Source organism: Myxococcales bacterium, assembly GCA_016717005.1.
Taxonomy (GTDB): Bacteria; Myxococcota_A; Polyangia; order Haliangiales; family Haliangiaceae; genus UBA2376.
On sequence record JADJUF010000014.1, the window covers coordinates 117,821 to 136,816 of the forward strand.

Sequence of the window (18,996 nt, forward strand, 5' to 3'; positions counted from 1 at the left end):
CGTGCTTGTCAGTCATCGCGACAGCGCTACACCCGCTCACCTCGGCGCCACGGCCGCCGCGCGTCAGCGATCGTACACAAATTCTCCGTCGGGAACATCACCCCAGATCGGCGATCACCCGCCACCGACGACCACGCCGCGCCCCAGGGCGCCAATGCTCACCTCGCGGCCACTCCAGTCATCCTTTCCTGGCGATTGCAGACTTCGACTCAACATATCAATACTGGATAGTTCAACCCAACGAGGAGTCGCCATGCAGTTACGCTCCCTCCTGGTCCCGGCGGTGTTGGCATTCGCGGTCGTCGCCCACGCGCCGGGCACCGCCCGCGCCGGCGACCCGTACGCGCTGTTCGAGAGCGGCCAGGTCCGCCCGATCGCGCGGGCCCCGCACCGCCCGCTGGTGTTCGCGGTCAACACGCCCGACAACCGGCTCGAGGTGCTGGCCCTGATCGGCCGCCACCTGATCCCGGTGGCGTCGGTCAAGGTCGGCCTCGAGCCGGTCGCGGTCGCGGCCCGGTCGGACGACGAGGTCTGGGTCGTCAACCACCTGTCGGACTCGATCAGCGTCGTCGACGTCAGCGATCCCCTGGCCCCGAAAGTCGTGCGGACGCTGCTCGTCGGTGACGAGCCCCGCGACGTCGTCTTCGCCGGGCCCGGCCGACGGCGCGCGTTCATCACGACCGCGCGGCGCGGCCAGAACTCGCCGGTCGATCCGGCGCTGACCACGCCCGGCCTCGGCCGCGCCAACGTCTGGGTGTTCGACGCCGACCACCTCGGCGCGGGCATGGGCGGCACGCCGCTGACGATCCTGACCCTGTTCAGCGACACGCCGCGCGCGCTGGCGGTGACGCCCGACGGCCGCACCGTCTACGCCGCCGGCTTCCGGACCGGCAACCGCACCACCACGGTCTTCAGCCTCGTCTTCGACTTCGGCCTGCTCGGGCTGACGCAGCAGGGCCCCGCGACCGACGCCCACGGCGCGCCGGCGCCGTCGGTCGGCCAGATCGCGCAGTTCGACGGCGCCGCCTGGCGCGACGAGTCGGGCCGCGATCTGTCGGGCGGCGTGTTCTTCAACCTGCCCGACAAGGACGTGTTCGCGATCGACGCGATGGCCAACCCGCCGGCGCCCCGGGCCGGGCCGACCGCCGAGGTCTCCGGCGTCGGCACGATCCTCTACAACATGGCGGTCAACCCGGTGTCGGGGAAGGTCTACGTGTCCAACACCGAGGCCCGCAACGTCCACCGCTTCGAGGGCGAGGGCGTCTTCGCCGGCCAGACCGTGCGCGGCCACCACAACGACAACCGCATCACCGTCATCGACGGCGGCGTCGCCAGCCCGCGCCGGCTCAACCAGCACATCGACTACGGCACCTGCTGCGCGCCGCTGCCCAACCCCGAGAACGCGCGCAGCCTGGCGATCCCGACCGGGCTCGCGGTGAGCCGCGACGGCCAGACGCTGTTCATGGCGGCGCTCGGCTCGGGCAAGATCGCGCGCATCCCGACGGCGCAGCTCGAGGCCGACAGCTACGCCCAGGATCCGGGCGACCAGCTCGCGGTCACCGGCGGCGGCCCCAGCGGGCTCCTGCTCGACGACGGCCGCGACCTGCTGCTGGTCGCGACCCGGTTCGACAACGGCATCTCGGTCATCGACACCCGCCACTGGCGCGAGACCCAGCACGTGACCCTGCCCTCACCGGAGCCGGCCAGCGTGGTCACCGGGCGCCGGTTCCTCTACGACGCGGCGTTCAGCTCGAGCCACGGCGACTCGGCGTGCGCGACCTGCCACGTCGACGGCGATCTCGACGCGCTGGCCTGGGACCTCGGCAACCCCGACGCGATGATGGTGGCCGACGGAAACCCGCTCACCGTCGATCTGGTGCCGCCGTTCCCGGCGGTGTTCCACGGCATGAAGGGCCCGCTCACGACCCAGAGCCTCCGCGGCATGGCCAACCACGGGCCCCAGCACTGGCGCGGCGATCGCACCGGCGCCGACCTCGGCCCGAGCGTCCAGCCCAACGGCGGCGCCTACGACGAGGTCGAGGCGTTCCGGCAGTTCGACGTCGCGTTCCCGGGGCTGCTCGGGCGCGCCGAGATGATCCCCGCGGCCGACATGGCCGCGTTCGGCCAGTTCGCGCTGCAGATCATGTACCCGCCCAACCCGATCCGCGCGCTCGACAACTCGCTGACGCCGCTCGAGGCCCAGGGCAAGGACATCTTCACCAACCGCGTCACCGACGCGTTCTCGACCTGCAACGGCTGCCACGTGCTCGATCCCGACGGCAACCGCCAGTTCCCCGAGGAGCGCTTCCCCGGCTTCTTCGGCACCGACGGGCGCTCGTCCCGGGTCCCGGGTCGGCCGCAGGTCGTCAAGGTCCCGCACTTCCGCAACCTCTACCAGAAGGTCGGGATGTTCGGACAGATCATGCCGCCGCCGATCTTCCTGCCGCTGCCCGGCTACGACGGCTTCATGGGCGACCAGATCCGCGGCTTCGGGTTCCTGTCGGCCGGCGACTTCGACACGATCGCGCACTTCATGTCGGCCTCGGCGTTCTCCGAGAGCGATCCGTTCAACTCCAACCCCGAGGGCTTCACCGACGTCGGCGAGCGGCGCGCGGTCGAGGCGTTCCTGCTGGCGTTCGACTCGAACCTGGCGCCGATCGTCGGCCAGCAGATCACCGTGCGCGGCCCTGGCGACACCGCCGCGCTGGCCCGGGTGGCGCTGATGCGCAGCCGGGCCGACGCCGACGAGTGCGACCTGGTCATCGCCGCCGGCGGCGGCGCGCGCGAGCGCGGCTACCTGTACGTCGGCAGCGCCCGCTACGCCCCCGACCGCGCCGGCCGGCCGCCGGTGACCGAGGCCGAGCTGGTGTGGCGCGCCGCGTTCGCGCGGGCGCCGCTGACCTTCACGTGCGCGCCGCCGGGCTCGGGCCTGCGGATCGGGCTCGACCGCGACGACGACGGCGTCCTCGACGGCGACGACCGAGACCACGGCCACTGCGTCGGCGAGGCCTGGCTGCCGTGAGCCCGACCTCGCGCGATCGCCGCCGCGCCAACGACGTCACCTGCATGGCCGCGCTGCGCGACGTGCTCGCCGTGCTCGATCGCCACCGCCTCGATCGCGAGGTCGACGAGACCGCGTTCGCGGTGGTGGTCGGCACGATGCGCACGCTGCTCGACGCGCTGGTCGAGGTCGAGCCGCGCGCGCTGGCCGAGCTGCGCCGGCTGCTCGACGAGCTCGGTGACGACGCCGCGGAGGTGGTCGCGTGGCACCGGTTCGAGGACTTCGTCGAGCACTGGTTCGTGCTGGTCCGGCACGTCGTGTTCGGGCTCCGGCCGGAGGCGGTGCCCGACGAGCTGACCCGGCTGCGGGCCGAGCTGGCGCGCGCGATCCGCCCGAGCCCGCCGCCCGCGGCCGCGGCCGCCGGCGACCACCGCGCCACGATCCTGTTGATCGACGACAGCGCGGTCGTGCTGGCGGTGGTCGACGAGGCCCTGGCCGCGGCCGGCTACCGCGTCCACGCGGTCGGCAGCTTCGCCGAGACCGAGGCGGTCCTGCGCAAGGTCAAGCCCGACCTGGTGCTGACCGACGTGTGCCTGCCCGACGTCGAGGGCGACGATCTGTGCGCGCGCCTCAAGGCCCGGACCGGGCGGCTGGTGCCGGTGGTGCTGATGTCGAACCTGCCGGAGCTCGAGCTGGGGCGCCGCGCCGCCGCCGCCCGGGCCGACGCGTTCCTGTCCAAGCGCCACGGCCCCCAGCACGTGGTCGACGTGGTCAACGCCCTGCTCGACGAGCTGGTCCTGTAGTGCTCCGACCGGGTGATCGTGATCCGTCCACGGCGTCGAGGCGCCCCAAGGGCGAGGCGCAACGACGAAGGGCTACGGCCTGTGACTCGAGGAGTTGGAACGAAGCCCATGGGGATGGATCGGCGGTGTGGCGGGTTCAGAATCATCCGGTCGGAGCACTAGCCCGGCCGCCCGCTCGGGGCCCGATCGGGCGAGGCGGGGCGGGCCTGGAGCGTGGCCGGCGTTGCTCGACGAGCGGGTCCGTCGGCGCCACCGCCCTTTCGGGGCCCGATCGGGCGATGCTCGGCGGGTGCGGTCCGGACTCCTGGCGCTGACGCTCGCGGCCTGCGCCGCCGACCCCGGGGCCGGCGGCGACGTCACCGGCCCGTTCACCGGCACCACCCACCGGTTCGTGGTCGACCGGATCGCGGTCCCCACCGACGCGCCCGCGGCCGACGCGATCGCCGACGACCTCGACGGCGACGGCGACCTCGACGATCACTTCGGCGCGATCACCGCGGTGCTGGCGTCGATCGGCGACCTGTCGCGCGACGGCGACGACATGATCGCCAGCGGCGCGCTGGCGTCGACCGTCGAGCTGATCGCCGACGACCTCGGCGACGACGACGCGGTCGGGCTGCGCTACCTGGGCGCCGACGGTGCGCCCGCGACGATCGTCGGCGGCGCGCTGCGCGCCGGGCGGTTCGTGCCCAACCGGACCGCGACCACCCGGGCGCCGGGCCAGGCCGTGGCCCGCCTGCCGATCTACACCAACGCCGACCCGCTGGCGCTGACCGTCGACGGCCTCGCGATCGAGCTCGCCCCCGACGGCGCCGGCGGCTACGACGGGATCGCCCGCGGCGGCCTGCGCGAGGCCCACGCCCGGGCCGCGGCCTACGCCGGGCTCTTGCAGATGTTCGCGACCGAGCCGGCGCGCCACGTCGCGTTCGCGCGCGGGGTCGACTCCGATCGCGACGGGGTCATCACCACCGCCGAGCTCGACGCCTCGGTGATCGCGGTGCTCGTGACCGCCGACGTCCAGCTCTGGGACGGCGCCACCTACGCGCCCCGCGCCAGCCACGCCACGCCCGACTCGGTGTCGCTGGCGTTCACGTTCCACCTGACGCCGTGCGCGGCCGGCCGGTGCACGATCGCGGCCCCGGCCGCGCCGTGCCGCGATCGCGTGCGCGACGGCGACGAGACCGACGTCGACTGCGGCGGCAGCTGCCAGCCGTGCGCCGCCGACCTGGCGTGCCTGGCGCCGGCCGACTGCCAGGCCCCGGCCTGCGTCGGCGGCCGCTGCGCCGCGCCCCGCTGCGACGACGGGGTCACCGACGGGCTCGAGAGCGACGTCGACTGCGGCGGCGCGTGCGGGCCGTGCCAGCCGGGCCAGGCCTGCGTCGACGACGGCGACTGCGGCGCCACCCGCTGCGCCGGCGGCACCTGCGCCGCGGCGGGCTGACGCCCGGGTCGGCCGGTCAGCGGCCGGGCTCGTCGCCCTTGCCGCTCGGCGGCAGCGCCGGCAGCGCCGGCACGCCGGTGAGCTGGCCGTTCATCGCCGCCAGGCCCGCGAAGGAGCCGACGCCCATCGAGTCCGACATCGACGACGGCACGACCATGATCGAGCCGCGCTCCTTCATGCCCTCGTAGAGCAGGTTGAGCGAGCGCAGCTGCAGCGCGATCGGATTGTTGTGGTAGCGGGCCGCGGCCTGCGCGAACTTGTCGGCGATCTCGACCTCGGCGCCGCTGAGGATGATCCGGGCCTGGCGCTCGCGCTCGGCCTGGGCCCGGCGCGACATCGCGTCCTCGAGGCTGGGCGGGATCATCACGTCGCGGATCTCGACCGACTGGACCGAGATGCCCCAGCTCCGGGTCCGGGCGCCGATCAGCGCCTGCATCTCGACGTCGAGGTTCTCGCGCCCGACCAGCATCGGCCCGAGCTCGGTCTTGCCGATGATGTCGCGCAGCGCGGTCTGCGCGGCCCACGCCACCGCCTCCTCGAAGTCCTCGACCTCGAGCGCGGCCTTCATCGGGTCGGTGACCGACCAGAACAGCACCGCGTCGACGTCGACCGGCACGGTGTCGGCGGTCAAGGTCTTCTCGGCCGCGAACCCGGTGGTGCGGACGCGGCGATCGATCCAGATCGTCGGCCGCTCGATCAGCGGGATGATCCAGAACAGGCCGGGCCCGCGCAGCCCGGCGAACTTGCCGAGCCGTAAGATCACGGCGCTCTGCCACTGCGCGGCCACGCGCGGCGCCAGGGCCATGTAGCCGGCGACCGCCACGGTCGCGCCGAGCGCGCCGAGCAGGCGCTCGCCGTGGAGCTTGCTGGCGATCGCCGCGGCCGCGCCCGCGCCAGCGAACACCGCGAACACGATCACCGACACGACGCTCAGGCCGAGCTGGTGGGTCGTGTCGCTGCGAAATTCCGAGTCGCGTTGGTCACTCATGGCCTTCTCCTGGTGCTGAGGTCCCGGCTGGATCGAAGCTGCGAGCGGGCGTCGACCCGCCGGACGATGACGGCGCGGCGGACCGCGGCCTTGGGCGCCTTGGGCGCCGTGCGGCCCGGGCGCGCGGACGTGGCGCGGCGACGGGTGGGGAACGCCTCGTAGACGATCGCCGACGAGAACAGCAGGATCACGCCGGTCGCGAAGATCGCCGGCGCGAACGGGATGCGCGGATCGAGCTCGTCACCGCTCCACAGGCGGAACGAGTCGGTCAGGCCGATCACGATCAACGCGAGCGCGACCGCGAGCGACGCCAGCGTCGCCAGGAGCCGCAGGCGATCGCGCGGGATCGGCGTGTGGCGCCGCGCCGGCACCACCGCGGTCGGGACCAGCGGGAAGAACCGGCCGAACACCAGGATCACCAGGCACAGGAGCCCGGTCGCGCCGGTCACGACCCCGAACTCGACCCAGGTCGGGCTGTAGAAGCCGCGCTGGAGCTGGATCAGGCCGCCGTCGGTCTGCGACGGCACCACCAGCAGCAGCCGCTTGAGCACGGCCGCGACGTTCGCGAGCAGCGCCGCCACCGCCAGCCAGCCCATCGAGCCCCGGCCGCGCAGGTACATGACGAACGGGATCAGGAACGCCAGGAACAGGCTGCCGATCGTGATCCAGAACGACAGCGCGAACTGGCCGCCGACGATCTGGTGCGCGATCGCGCGGTCGGCCCGGGGCGCGGCGTAGGTCGAGGTCAGCTCCTCGACGATGATGAAGTAGATGTAGACCAGCGCCAGCACCCACAAGAAGTTGCCGAGCCAGCGGATCGCCGGCAGCGGGATGCGATCGCCCAGCTTGAACATCCGCCGCGACGCCAGCGCCAGCAGGATCAGCATGCCGGTGCCGGACACGCCGGCGAGCACGACGAACGCCGGCGCCTGCAGCGCGCTGAACCAGCCGGGCCGGCCGGCCTGGATGCCGAAGATGAACCCGAGCGTCGAGTGCGCGATGATCAAGAGCGGCAGGATCGTCAGCGCCAGGATGAAGCTCGACCGCCAGTGCCGGGCGTGGACGACGTCGTCGTCGCGGAACCCCGACGCCCACAGCCGGTACAGCCAGCGCAGCGGTCGCGGCCCGGTCCGCGCCATCACCGACGCGTCGGCGCGCCCGGCCAGGATGAAGAACACCAGGCTCGAGAACAGGTAGCCCGACACCACCAGCGTGAACGTGCCGTAGAACGGCGACGACGGCCGCGCCATCGCCGGCAGCTTCATCAGCCCGTCGAGCGGGCGCCCCAGATCGGCCAGCACCATCAGCGCGCCGACGACGAGCGCCGAGATCGTGAGCAGCTCGGCCAGGCGCGTCACCGGCTTGAGCGCCTCGATGTGGAACAGCCGCGCCATCGCGGCGACGGTGATGCCGGCGAAGCTGACGCCGACGAAGTAGATGTAGAAGACGATGTAGAAGCCCCAGGCGGCGCCGCCGTTGCCGGGGTTGCGCAGGCCGGTGACGATGTCGCCGTGCTCGAGCTGGACGACGTACGCGTACAGGCCGAACGCGAGCGCCGCGATCGAGGCCGCGCCCAGCAGGTACCAGGCCCTGGACACGCCGCGCAGCAGCGGGCCGGTCGGGGCCGGCGCCGCGCCGTCGGGCGGGCCGTGGGGCTCGGGGGAAGCGTGCGTGGTCATGGCTACCGCTGATCTCGCTTGAGGTAGATGACGCTGGGATCGGTGCCGAGGTGGTCGAGCAGCTGGAACCGGCGCGGATCGCGCGCGAGCTCGGCGACCCGGGCCTCGGGGTCGTGGAGATCGCCGAACGTGATGGCCTGGGCCGGGCACGCGGCCGCGCACGCCGGCAGGCGCTGGCAGTCCTCGTCGCGCACCGGCCGATCCTCGAGCTCGGCCGCGGTCACGACCTTGCGCAGCCGGTGGTAGCAGAACGTGCACTTCTCGACGACGCCGTGCGGGCGGGTCGCGACGTCGGGGTTGAGCAGCTGGGTCAGCGTGCCGTCCCAGCGCGGCTCGTCCCAGTTGAACGACCGCCGGCCGTACGGGCACGCCACCATGCAGTAGCGGCAGCCGATGCAGCGCTCCCAGATCTGCATCGTGATGCCCTCGGGCGTCTTGAAGGTCGCGCCGACCGGGCACACCTTCACGCACGGCGCCGAGGCGCAGTGCTGGCACGGGAACGGCATCGCCGTCGGCAGGCCGTCCTCCTGGGGCGCGTCCTGCCAGATCATGCTCATCCACTCGATGTGGGTGCCCTTGTGCGCGTCGTCGGGCCCGAACGCGGGGATGTTGTTCTCCTGGCGACAGGCGACGCTGCACGCGCCGCACGCGGTGCAGCGATCGAGATCGATCACCATGCCCCAGCGTCGGTGGTGCGCGGTCTCGGCGGCGTGGGCCGAGCTCTGGGCAGCGCCGTGGGCGGCGGCCATCGCGGTCGCGGCCTTGCCGACCACCGCGGCCCCGACCGCGGCCGCGGTCCGGCGCAAGAGCGAGCGGCGGCCGAGCCCGGGCGCGTCCGCGGGCGGTGACTTGGGACGATCGCTCACGCGGCACCTCCGCCCGGCGGGGCGATGCGCACCCGGGTCGCGCACAGCACGTTGGCGCCGCTGACCGGCGCGGGGCCCGGGCGCATCAGCCCGAGCACGTTGGCGCCGTAGCCGCGGGCCCAGCGGCCGAAGCCGTCGTGGCCGCCGCCCATCGGCACGGCGATGTAGCCGGGCGCGGTCCAGCGGTCGAGGCGCAGCTCGATCGCGAGCGCGCCCCACTCGCTCTCGAGCGTCACGCGCGCGCCGTCGTGGAGCCCGGGCGCCGAGGTCGGGTGGACGCGCGCCACGAACGACCACGGCTTGTCACCGGGGCGCTGGCGCAGGTTGCGCAGCCAGGGCAGGTTGGCGCCGCCGCCCTCGGCGTAGCCCAGCGGGCGGTAGGCGATCAGCCCCAGCGGGTAGCGCTCGGGATCGCCGAACCAGGTCGGCTCGGCGTAGCTGGCGTGGACGGCCACGCGCGGCGGCGGCGTCGGCTCGGGCGGCTCGTCGACCCAGAAGCCGACCTCGAGGAGCTGGTGGACGAAGTCGCGGTGGGACAGCGCCCGGACGTTGCCGCGGTTGCGCTCGCGCAGCCCGTGCAGCCGGGCCTCGAGCGCCTCGCGGTACGTGCTCCACGCGAACCCGTCGGCGACCGGCGCCCCGATCCGGCGCGCGAGGTCGAGCACGACGTCGCCGCTGGCCCGGGTGTCGTGCAGCGGCACGATCGCCGGGACCCGGGCGCCGATCAGCGCGCGGTCGAGCGCCGGCGCCGGCACGACCAGCTCCCAGCGCTCGAGGAACGTGTGGTCGGGCAGCACCAGGTGCGCGAGCTCCTCGACGGTCTCGTCGCGGTACGGCGAGAAGCTGACGATCTTCGGGATGCGCGCGAGCGCCTGGCGCCACCGCGCCGGCTGCTGGCGGGCGTAGGCCGGGTTGGCGTGGTGGAGCAACGCGATCGCCGGGGCCGCGGCGCCGGCGCGCTCGATCGCGTCGGGCAAGGTCTCGTGGACCGAGCCGGCCCAGCGGTAGGCGCCGGCGCCGTCGAGCCGCGCGCGCGCGAGCCCGGCCCGGGCGACGTCGTCGAGCGCCAGCTCGGGCCAGTCGCGGAGCGGCGCGACCGGGGCCGCGCGCACGCCGCCGCGCTGGCTCCAGAACCCGCCCAGGACCGCGTTGAGCGCCAGGGCCGCGAGCGCGGTGTCGAGGCCGTTGGCGTAGGCCACCGAGCGCTCGTCGACGACGACCAGCGCCGGGCGCTGGGCCCACAGGTCGCGCGCCAGCCGCTCGAGCGTGCGCGGCTCGACGCCGGTCACCGCCTCGACCCGCGCCGGCGTGAACCCGGCGACGAACGCCTGCCACGCGGCCCCGCCGTCGGTCAGGTCCTGCGGCAGCGCGGTCTCGGCCGGGAACTCGCGCAGGAGCACCGCCGCGATCCCCAGCGCCAGCGCGCCGCTGGTGCCGGGCGTGATCCGGATCCACTCGTCGGCGTTGTAGGCCGACAGATCGAGCACCGGGCCGGCGTGGATCAGGCGCGCGCGCCGCTGGCTGCGCCGGCGATCGGCCGCGACCCGCGTGAAGTACACCGACTGGCACGAGTCCTCGAGCAGGCCGGCCTCGAGGCTGAGGATCGTCGACGCGTCCTCCCAGCCGTAGACCGGGCTCTCGCCGACGCCGATCGTCGCCGCCATCGCCTGGGCCAGCACGCCGGTGCGCCCGGGCCGCCCGTCGATGAAGTTGGGCGTGCCGTAGGCCTGGCAGAACCGCGCCAGCAGGTCGTGCATCATGCCGCGCTCGAGGCCGCACCACACCAGCAGCCGCTCGGGCTCGCCGCGCCCGCGCAGGTCGGTCAGGGCCGCGCCCAGCTCGCCGAGCGCGTCGTCCCAGCTCACCGGCACCAGCTTCCCGCCGACCCGCGCCAGCGGCCCGGTCAGGCGATCGGCGTCGTAGAGCCCCTGGACCGCCGCCAGGCCCCGCGGGCCGATGCCGCCCTGGTTGAGGGGGTTGTCGGGGTTGCCCTCGACCCGGACCGCGCGGCCCTCGACGACGCGCACCCGGATGCCGCAGCCGGCCGAGCACTGCCCGCACGACGACTGGAACCACCGCTCCTCGTACGTGCCGTAGGCCTCGGCCCCGGGCACGTACGGCTTGGCGACCGCGCGCGACGTGGCCTGGTCCTCGGGCGGGATCCAGCCGCGCTTGCACCCGGCGGCCGCGCCGGCCGCGCCGAGCGCGCCGAGCGCGCTGAGCGCCGCGCGGCGCGAGATCGGAGGTGGGGTGCGGCGTCGGGTCATGGGTTCACCGGGTCACTGGTGACAGGTCTCGCAGGAGTTCGACGCGCCGCGGGTGCGGTGGCAGCTCATGCACGCGCGCATGCTGGTCAGCTTCGCGACCGGGAGCCGCGGCGGCTCGCGCCACTGGGCGACGTCGCCGTGGCACTCGGTGCACGGCAGCTTGGCGAGGCTGACGTGGGCGGCGTGCGAGAAGAAGACGTGGCCGGGGTTGCGCGTCACCTGGATCCACCGGAACGCGCCGCCGGCGGCCGCCGCGGCCCGGACCAGGCCCTCGCGCTCGGTCGGCGGATCGCCCTGCGGCCGCATGTGGCAGCGCAGGCAGGTCTGCAGCGACGGCAGCCCGGCGTGGGCGCCGCGCTCGACGCCCGCGTGGCAGTCGGTGCACGTGAGCTTGCGATCGGCCAGCTCGACCTGGAGGTGGAGCGCGTGGCTGAACGGCAGCGGCTGCGGCGGCGCCTGCCGCGGCGCGCGGCACCCGGTCGCGACCGCGACGACCGCGACGACCGCGACGACGAGCGCGCGGCTCACGGCCCACCTCGACGGAACGGGTGGCACCCGACGCACGAGTCGGCGGTGGGCTGGTGGGTCTGCTGCGCGGCGTGGCAGCGCAGGCACGCGGCGCGGGTCGTCGGCGGCGGCCCGTGCGGCTGGTGACAGTCGGTGCAGGTGGCGTGCTGCGGCTGCTGGTGCAGGCCCGCGAGCTCGGCGACCCGGTGGCACGTCGCGCACGGCGGCGGCTTCGGCGGGCCCAGCGCGCCCGGCGTCGCCGGGTTCGTCGGCGCGTGCGGCCGATGGCAGTTCTGGCAGCCGCCCTTGATCGCGACGTGCGGGCCTTGCTTGCGGTCGGGGTGGCACGCCGTGCAGGTCGCGGCGCGGCGCTTGAGCTCGCCGCTGTGCTGATCGTGGCAGCTCGTGCAGTCGGCGTGGCCCTTCGGCACGGTCGCGCCCTGCGGCTGGTGACAGGTCGCGCACCGCGGCGGCGCCGCCGGCGCGTGGGGCTGGCCGCCGTGACAGCGGGTGCAGTCGCCGTGGCCGGTGCTGACCGCGACCGCCGCCGCCTGGCCGACGCGCGCGGCGTGGCAGCCCAGGCACAGCGACGGCTGCAGCACCAGCTTGAAGTCGTGCTCGTGGTGGCAGTCGTTGCAGCGCGCGCCGTTGTGGAACGCGCGGTCGGAGGCGGCCTTGGTGTGGCAGGTCGAGCACGCCACCGCCGCCGACGCGGTCTCGGCCCGACGCGGGTGCGGCGGGTGACAGCCCAGGCACGCGTCGCCGTGGGCGTTCTTCGGGTGCTTCGGCGACACCCGCTCGTGGCAGCGCACGCAGCTCTGCTGCGCGTTGGTGGCCACGTCGTGCTGGTCGTGGCAGTTGCGGCAGTCGCGGTGCGCGCCGACCCGCGCGGCCGCGAGCGCGACCTGGTTGGCGTGACACGACGTGCAGGCCTTGACCGTGCGCTTCGAGAACGTGTGCGGGGTGTGGCAGCCGATGCAGGTGACGTGGCCGCCGGGGAACAGCGCCGCCGCCGACACCCGCGGCGCCTTGGTCAGGTGACACTCGACGCAGCGGCCGATCGCGTTCTCCTTGGCGTCGTGCTGCCGGTGGCACGCCAGGCACGAGCCGGTGCCGGGATCGTCGGTGGTCTGGTGCGCGGTGGTCTGGGTCTCGTGGCAGCCGATGCACGCCTTGGGCGCGAGCGCCTCGTCGCCGTGGGGGCTGTGGCAGCGGCCGCAGGTCTCGGCGGTGGTGCCGGACACCATCATGTCGTCGCTGTGCGGCTGGGCGTGGCACTCCTGGCACTCCCACGCGCGATCCGCGGTCGGCCGGGTGTCGAGGAAGTCGTGGCAGCGCGTGCACTGGCGCGGGTCCTTGTCGTCGATCACGTCGGCGGCCTCGACCGCCGCGTGGAGCGCGGCCTTGCGGGCCGGGTGACAGCCCAGGCACCGCTCGCGATCCGGGCGCGCGAACCCGTCGACCGCCACGTCGTGGCACGCGCGGCACGCCACCGGCTCGGAGCCGCGGACGTGGGCGTGGTGCAGCGTGGTCTCGCCGATGTTGCCGGCGGCCGCGCCGATGCCGCGGATCTTGGCCGGCACGCGCACCGGCGCGACCGGTTGCGCGCGGGGGCCCGGGCTGCGCGCAAGGATCGCGCTCACGCCGATGACCAGCGTGAACGCGACGAGCCACAGCGCGATGACCGCGATCCCCCTGCGAGCCACGAAGCCTCCTTGTGCGGAGTTCCCCCGAGATACTGGGATTCATCGCGTGCAAGCGATGATCCACGCTCACCTGCCGGTGGCGGCCCGCCAAAGGCGCGCCGATTGCGCCCGCCGCGCGGACGGCGCGTCGGCGCCAGCAGAACGTGCGCACCTCCCGCGGCCACGAGTGACCATGACAACGACGCGCGCCGTCGCGCCGCGCCTGCGTCGCCGCGCCGCAGCCGCGGTCAGGTCTGCGCGAGCGCGGTCGCCGGCTCGAGCCGCGACGCCCGCAGCGCCGGCAGCAGCCCGCCGAGCACGCAGAACAGGATCGACAGGCCGATCGCCGAGCCGATGTTCCACCACGTGAACCGGAACAGCGTGTCGGGCTTGAACGGGAAGTTGCCGACGACGTGGTTGAGCATCCAGTCGACCGCGAGGCTGCCGAGGTAGGCCATCAGGCTCCCGATCACGCCGCTCACCACACCTATGATCGCCGACTCGCCCAGGATGATCCACATGACGTCCTGCCGGGTCGCGCCGACCGCGCGCAAGACGCCGATCTCGCGGCGGCGTTCGCTCACCTGCATGAAGAAGTTGTGGGCGATGTTGATCGCGCTGATGATCACGATCACGAACGCGATGCCGAGCAGCACCAGGCGGATGACGAAGATCACCGTGGCGAAGCTCGACCCGAGCTGATCCTCGAGCTTGAGCTTGGGCTCGTCCTGGAGCCACTGCGCGAACGTCGCGAGCTTGTCCTTGTCGCGCAAGGTCACGATGATCGACGAGTACTCGGCCGCGGCCTTGTCGCCGACGAACGAGCGGTTCCAGCGCTCGACGTAGCCGATCGGGATCGTCAGGCCGACCCGCCGGGCCTTGGGCGACACGCCGACCAGGATCGCGCCGATCTCGCGGTACTTGTTCGGGTCGATCGCGACGTTGGAGCCGGCCATCATGGTCGAGCCCAGGCCCATCCAGAAGTGCATGCGATCGCGGCCGCGCTCGGCGATGAACTGCTCCATCACGCCGATGTGCGGCAGGCCGTGGGAGTCGGCGACCTGGGTGTTGTACAGCTCGAGCACGGTCGGCGAGATGATGACCGGCACGCGGTGGCGGCAGATCTTGTCCATCTCATCGCAGTACTGCCAGGCCGTGTCGGGGCACGCGTTGGGCGTGTGCGGCACGCACGCGGGCCCGTTGTCAGCCGGATCGCCGGACCAGTCCTTGAACACGCCCGCCAGCTTGGGATCGTCGGCGACGTGGACGTCGGGGATGCCGTCGGTGAAGCCGCCGACCTCGAACTTGATCTCCTGGCCCTCGAACTTGCCGTAGCCCGTGGCCGGGAACTGCAAGGTCATGCGCGGCAGCGCCTCCTTGACCTCGGCCCGGCTCTTGATCGTGGCGACGGTCTCGGCCGTGAGCTTCTGCGACAGGTTCTTGCCGGCGATCGACGTGTGCGGCGCGATGACCTCGACCTGATCGAGCGGGAACACCTTGCCGAGCAGCACGTCGGAGATCCCGAGCGTGCCGGCCAGGAAGAACACGAACGCGCCGATGCCGATGACGATGCCGAACGCGGACAGGACGAAGTGCTTGGGGCTGCGGGTGGCGTTCGCGACCACCATGCGCGCGAGCTTGTCGGCGGGCATCATGCCGGACCTCCGAGGTCGTCGCCGCTGCCGGCGGTGTGGGCGTCGGTGCCGGCGCCCTCGACGATGTTGCCGTCGCGCATCGCGACGACGCGCTGGGCGATGTTGGACACCCGGCGCTCGTGGGTGACGATGACGAGGGTGACGCCGTCGTCGCGGTTGAGCTTCTGGAAGAACTCGATCACCTCGGCGCCGGTGGCCGAGTCGAGGTTGCCGGTCGGCTCGTCGCACAGGAGCAGCTTGGGCCGGGCGAACAGGGCCCGGGCGATCGCGACCCGCTGCTTCTGGCCGCCCGAGAGCTCCGACGGCAGCCGGGTCGCGTACCGGGTCAGGCCGACCCGGTCGAGGGCCTCGCGGCCGCGGACGTCGGCGTCCTTGCCGCCCGCGGCGAAGGCCGACGACAGCGTCACGTTGCCGAGGCAGGTCAGGTGGTCGAGCAGGTTGAACGCCTGGAAGACGAAGCCGATCGACGTGTTGCGCAGCCGCGCCAGATCGCGCTCGCTGGTCGTCCGGTAGTCGTGGTCGAGGACCTTGACCTCGCCGCCGTCGGCCTTGTCGAGCCCGCCCATGATGTTGAGCAAGGTCGACTTGCCCGATCCGGACTGGCCGACCAGGGCGACCAGCTCGCCCGGCGCGACGTCGAGGGAGACGCCGCGGAGCACCTGGGTCTTGGCCTCGCCTTGGCCGTAGCTCTTGGTGATATCGCGTAGTGAGATGACGGGTTTGGCCACGGGACCCCCGGTCGATATCACATCCGCCGCGCCAGGGAAGCCGCCCGGGCCGCCGTTAACGCGCGCGCTCGCCGCGGGCCGTGACCACGATCGCAGCGCCGTCGCGGTGGGCCTCGATCACCCCGAGCTGCCAGCGGCGCAGGCCAGCGATCGTGCGGGCCCGGGCCCCGGACCGGGCGATGATCCCGCGCAGCAGGCTGTCCCACGCGTCCTCGGACCACGCCCGCGGCCGCAGCTCGACGCGGGCGAGCTCGGCCGGCGGGTCGGCGACCGCGGCGCCAGCGAGGATCGGATCGATCGCGGTGCCGACGGTGACGACCACCGCCTCGCCGCGCTGCGCGTAGGAGAACGACGGGATCATCGGCACGTCGACGTCGACGACCGCCTGGCCGGCGACGGTGCGCGTGCGCTTGAGGAAGTCGAAGCCCGGGATCTCGTCGAGCGCGTCGGCCACCACCGCGGGGTCGACCAGCGCCGCGATCGCGCCCTCGAGCTCGAGCTTGCCGACCTCGAGGCGGCGCGCGAACGCGCGGCCGCCGAACACGCCACCGGAGATCGCGTCGCGGGTCAGCTCGGTGCCGATGCACGGCGCCAGCGCCGCCTGGACCGCCCGGAGGTCGAGGCCGAGCTCGACCACCAGCGGCGGCTCGCCCCGGGTGGCGACCCAGCCCGGCGGCGGCGCGAGCTGCATCGCGCGCACGCCGTCGGTCGACGGCAGCTCGACCACGAGGCCGGCCTGCGCGACCGTGGCGTCGGAGCTCGCCGCCAGGAACAGCCGCTGGGCCTGACCGAGGGTGCCGGCGCACTTGAGCCGCTCGGCCGCGGGCACCTGCGCGAGGATCGCGGGCATGCGCACCAGCCCGACCACCGCGGGCGCGGCCAGGAGCTTGGCCGCGGCGGCCCGGGCCGCGAGGAAGTCCGGCTCGGCGGCGAAGCGGCCGCGCGCGGCCAGGGCCGCGGTCAACCATGCGTCGGCCGGCTCGGCGTCGACGGCCAGCTCGAGGTGGACCAGCAACCAGTCGCCGACGAACGCCCAGTGGAACGCGAGGTCGCGATCGGGCCGCCAGGTCGACACCTCTTGATCGCCGATCCGGCTGACCTGCACGACCGCGCCGCCGGCGCCCCGGTACTGCTCGATGCGCGCGACCATGCGCGCCGGGTCGGCCAGGGGCAGCGCCAGGGTCGGGCCGACGCCGCCATGGGCCCACAGCGCCAGGCCACGGGTCAGGTCGACGCCTTGCTCGGCCAGGCCGTCGGGCGACATGGGATCGAACCCGAGCGCCCGGGCCAGCTCGGCGCCCATGGTCGCGGCGTCCTCGCTGACCAGCGGCCCGAGCCCGTCGGCGACGTCGCGCAGCAAGATCGCCACCTGGTCGACGCGCGTGGTCGCGACCACGTAGATCGCGTCGGGCGGGACGAACGCCAGGCCGGCGTGCTCACCGACGGGGACCGAGGTGGTGGACGACCCGGACGAGCGCGGTCCGCAGGCGACCAGGACGAGCGAGCACAACGAGATCAGCGCGAGCGCGCGACGTGGCATGGGCCCGAGCATGCCGCGTCGGCGGGGACCACGCGACCCGACGACCGGGTCGAATCGCACGCAACCGCGCGCGGGCGCGGTCGATACACCGGGCACAACCCCAGGTCCGCCATGTCGGGAGGTCGAAAAACCATGTCGCATCGAGTATCTTCGTCCACGCGCACCGTGCGGAGCCGTCGATGACCAGCATCCAGCGCCCAGGCGGCCCCGCCGGGCCGGGCGGCCCCACCGGGCCGGACGATCCGGGCGACCTCGCCGCCACCGCCGCGGTCGCCACGACCGGGTCGGCCCAGCCCGACCCCGCCGCGGCGCTGGCCGCCGCCATCGACAGCGGCGCCGTGCCGCCGCACGAGGCGCTGGCCCAGCTCGTCGACAGCGCGGTGGCCGGGCTGCCGCCCGACGAGGCCGCCGAGCTGCGGGCGATGATGACCGAGGCCCTCGCCGCCGACCCGTACCTCGCCGGCCTCGCGCGGGATCTGGGTGCGCCGCCGGATCCTGGCGGAGGTAGCGAGTGAGCATCGGCCGGGGGCTCGCGTCGCTCCTGGTGCTGGCGACGATCATCGCCAGCGCGCCCGCTCGCGCTGACGACGGCGACGCGGTCGAGGGCAGCCGCCCCGAGGTCGCGGTGACGGTGGTCGTGACCGCCGCCGACGGCGTCAAGCTCGGCGCCGCCCGCAAGGCGACCGTCGCGGTGTCGATGGAGCGCGCGCTGCGCCGGGATCGGCGGCTGCTGGTCGTGGATCAGGACGATCGCCTGGCGGCGCGCTCGAACGCGATCCCCGACGACGCCGTGGCCGAGGCCCGGGCGCTGCTCTCGACCGGCGAGGAGATGCTGCGCCGCGGCCAGGCCAAGGCGGCGGTGCTCAAGCTCCAGGGCGCGTCGACCCAGCTCGCGTCGGTGCTCGCCTGGACCCAGAAGCAAGATCTCGCGCGCGCCCAGCTGTTCCTCGGCAGCGCCCAGGCCGTCGCGGGCGAGCCCAAGGCCGCGATCGCCACGTTCGTGGCGCTCCTGGCCTGGCGCCCCGAGCAGCTGCCCGACCCGGACATCGAGCCGACGACGGTGCTGCCGCTGTGGGAGAAGGCCCAGGCCCAGGCCAAGAAGCTGCCGCTGGGCTCGATCGACATCGCGACCTCGCCCCCCGGCGCGCTGGCCTACGTCGACGGCAAGATGGTCGGGTTCACGCCGACGACGGTCGACGGCCTCACCGAGGGCGTCCACTACGTCACGATGCGGCGCGGCGGCTCGACCCGGCGGGTCGAGCCGGTGAGGATCTCGGCCCGGACCCCGGCGTCGTTGGCGGCGGTGCTCGAGCCGTCCAACGGCGCCACCGACCTCGCCGAGGCGACCGAGCTGCTCGACAGCGGCGTCGGCGAGCCGATCGCCCGGGCCCAGGCCCAGGCCGGCCTCGCCACGATGGGCGATCTGCTGGCGGTCGAGCACGTCGTGGTCGTGGACGTCCAGGCCGGCGAGGGCCAGTACCGCGGGTACGTCTACGCGATCGACGGCGGCGCCCGGCTGGGCGTGACCGACATCAAGGTGGGCGAGCGCGAGCTCGAGGAGGCGTTCGCGGTGGCCGGCGCCGATCTCTACAAGCAGGTGGCCACGGCCAAGGTGGCGGCGAAGCCCAAGAAGGCCCGCCGCCCCGGCAAGAAGGGTCCGTCGATCTTCACCCGCTGGTGGTTCTGGACCGGGGTCGGCGCGGTGGTCGCGGCCGGGATCGCCGTGCCGGTGGTGATGGAGCTGACCGACGGGCCAGCGCCGGTGACCTGCCCGAGCGGCCAGTCCTGCGGCACCGTCCTGTACCGGTTCTGATCGCCTGCGGATCCGGTTCCGGT

At 73.9% G+C, this 18,996-nt stretch carries 14 protein-coding genes; 5 read left to right on the top strand and 9 right to left on the bottom strand.

From position 1 onward, the window contains the following. Window positions 1-346 precede the first annotated feature (346 nt). The 3 genes from IPL61_14560 to IPL61_14570 all read left to right on the top strand — a co-directional run bounded on the left by IPL61_14560 (window position 347) and on the right by IPL61_14570 (window position 5,245). Window positions 347-3,022: a hypothetical protein gene (locus IPL61_14560; GenBank protein ID MBK9032508.1), complete on the top strand. Its 2,676-nt coding sequence runs from the start codon at window positions 347-349 to the stop codon at window positions 3,020-3,022. Continuing rightward, the gene (locus IPL61_14565; protein ID MBK9032509.1) at window positions 3,019-3,804 is read left to right on the top strand and encodes a response regulator; all 786 of its coding nucleotides are present in this window, start codon (window positions 3,019-3,021) and stop codon (window positions 3,802-3,804) included. The genes IPL61_14560 and IPL61_14565 overlap by 4 nt, the downstream gene beginning before the upstream one ends. Before the next feature lie 289 nt (window positions 3,805-4,093). Then, on the top strand, window positions 4,094-5,245 hold the full coding sequence (locus IPL61_14570) for a hypothetical protein (GenBank protein MBK9032510.1): 1,152 nt from the start codon (window positions 4,094-4,096) through the stop codon (window positions 5,243-5,245). Window positions 5,246-5,261: 16 nt separating this feature from the next. Here the strand turns inward: IPL61_14570 and IPL61_14575 are convergent, their stop codons facing one another. The 9 genes from IPL61_14575 to IPL61_14615 form a co-directional block, all read right to left on the bottom strand. Next, a complete protein-coding gene (locus tag IPL61_14575; GenBank protein ID MBK9032511.1) occupies window positions 5,262-6,233 on the bottom strand; it encodes a slipin family protein in 972 nt (323 codons plus the stop codon). Next, window positions 6,230-7,912 carry a polysulfide reductase NrfD gene (gene nrfD, locus IPL61_14580; protein ID MBK9032512.1) on the bottom strand — a complete coding sequence of 561 codons (1,683 nt, stop codon included), beginning with the start codon at window positions 7,910-7,912 and terminating at the stop codon, window positions 6,230-6,232. Before nrfD ends, IPL61_14575 begins: the two co-directional genes overlap by 4 nt. 2 nt (window positions 7,913-7,914) lie before the next feature. Beyond that, on the bottom strand, window positions 7,915-8,661 hold the full coding sequence (locus IPL61_14585; GenBank protein MBK9032513.1) for a 4Fe-4S dicluster domain-containing protein: 747 nt from the start codon (window positions 8,659-8,661) through the stop codon (window positions 7,915-7,917). Between the two features lie 113 nt (window positions 8,662-8,774). Next, window positions 8,775-11,045: a molybdopterin-dependent oxidoreductase gene (locus tag IPL61_14590; GenBank protein MBK9032514.1), complete on the bottom strand. Its 2,271-nt coding sequence runs from the start codon at window positions 11,043-11,045 to the stop codon at window positions 8,775-8,777. Window positions 11,046-11,057: 12 nt separating this feature from the next. Then, window positions 11,058-11,573 (bottom strand): cytochrome c3 family protein, encoded by a 516-nt coding sequence (locus tag IPL61_14595; protein ID MBK9032515.1) that lies wholly within the window; start codon window positions 11,571-11,573, stop codon window positions 11,058-11,060. Further along, the gene (locus IPL61_14600; protein MBK9032516.1) at window positions 11,570-13,258 is read right to left on the bottom strand and encodes a hypothetical protein; all 1,689 of its coding nucleotides are present in this window, start codon (window positions 13,256-13,258) and stop codon (window positions 11,570-11,572) included. Before IPL61_14600 ends, IPL61_14595 begins: the two co-directional genes overlap by 4 nt. A 227-nt stretch (window positions 13,259-13,485) precedes the next feature. Next, window positions 13,486-14,892, bottom strand: a complete 1,407-nt coding sequence (locus IPL61_14605) for an ABC transporter permease (protein ID MBK9032517.1) — start codon at window positions 14,890-14,892, stop codon at window positions 13,486-13,488. After that, the gene (locus IPL61_14610; GenBank protein ID MBK9032518.1) at window positions 14,889-15,620 is read right to left on the bottom strand and encodes an ABC transporter ATP-binding protein; all 732 of its coding nucleotides are present in this window, start codon (window positions 15,618-15,620) and stop codon (window positions 14,889-14,891) included. The genes IPL61_14605 and IPL61_14610 overlap by 4 nt, the downstream gene beginning before the upstream one ends. A gap of 55 nt (window positions 15,621-15,675) precedes the next feature. After that, entirely contained in the window at window positions 15,676-17,160 is a 1,485-nt protein-coding gene (locus IPL61_14615) for a hypothetical protein (GenBank protein MBK9032519.1), read from the bottom strand. A gap of 179 nt (window positions 17,161-17,339) precedes the next feature. Here IPL61_14615 and IPL61_14620 point away from each other — a divergent pair, with 179 nt between their 5' ends. Further along, window positions 17,340-17,675, top strand: a complete 336-nt coding sequence (locus IPL61_14620; GenBank protein MBK9032520.1) for a hypothetical protein — start codon at window positions 17,340-17,342, stop codon at window positions 17,673-17,675. After that, entirely contained in the window at window positions 17,672-18,973 is a 1,302-nt protein-coding gene (locus IPL61_14625; protein ID MBK9032521.1) for a PEGA domain-containing protein, read from the top strand. Before IPL61_14620 ends, IPL61_14625 begins: the two co-directional genes overlap by 4 nt. The last annotated feature ends 23 nt before the right edge of the window (window positions 18,974-18,996 follow it).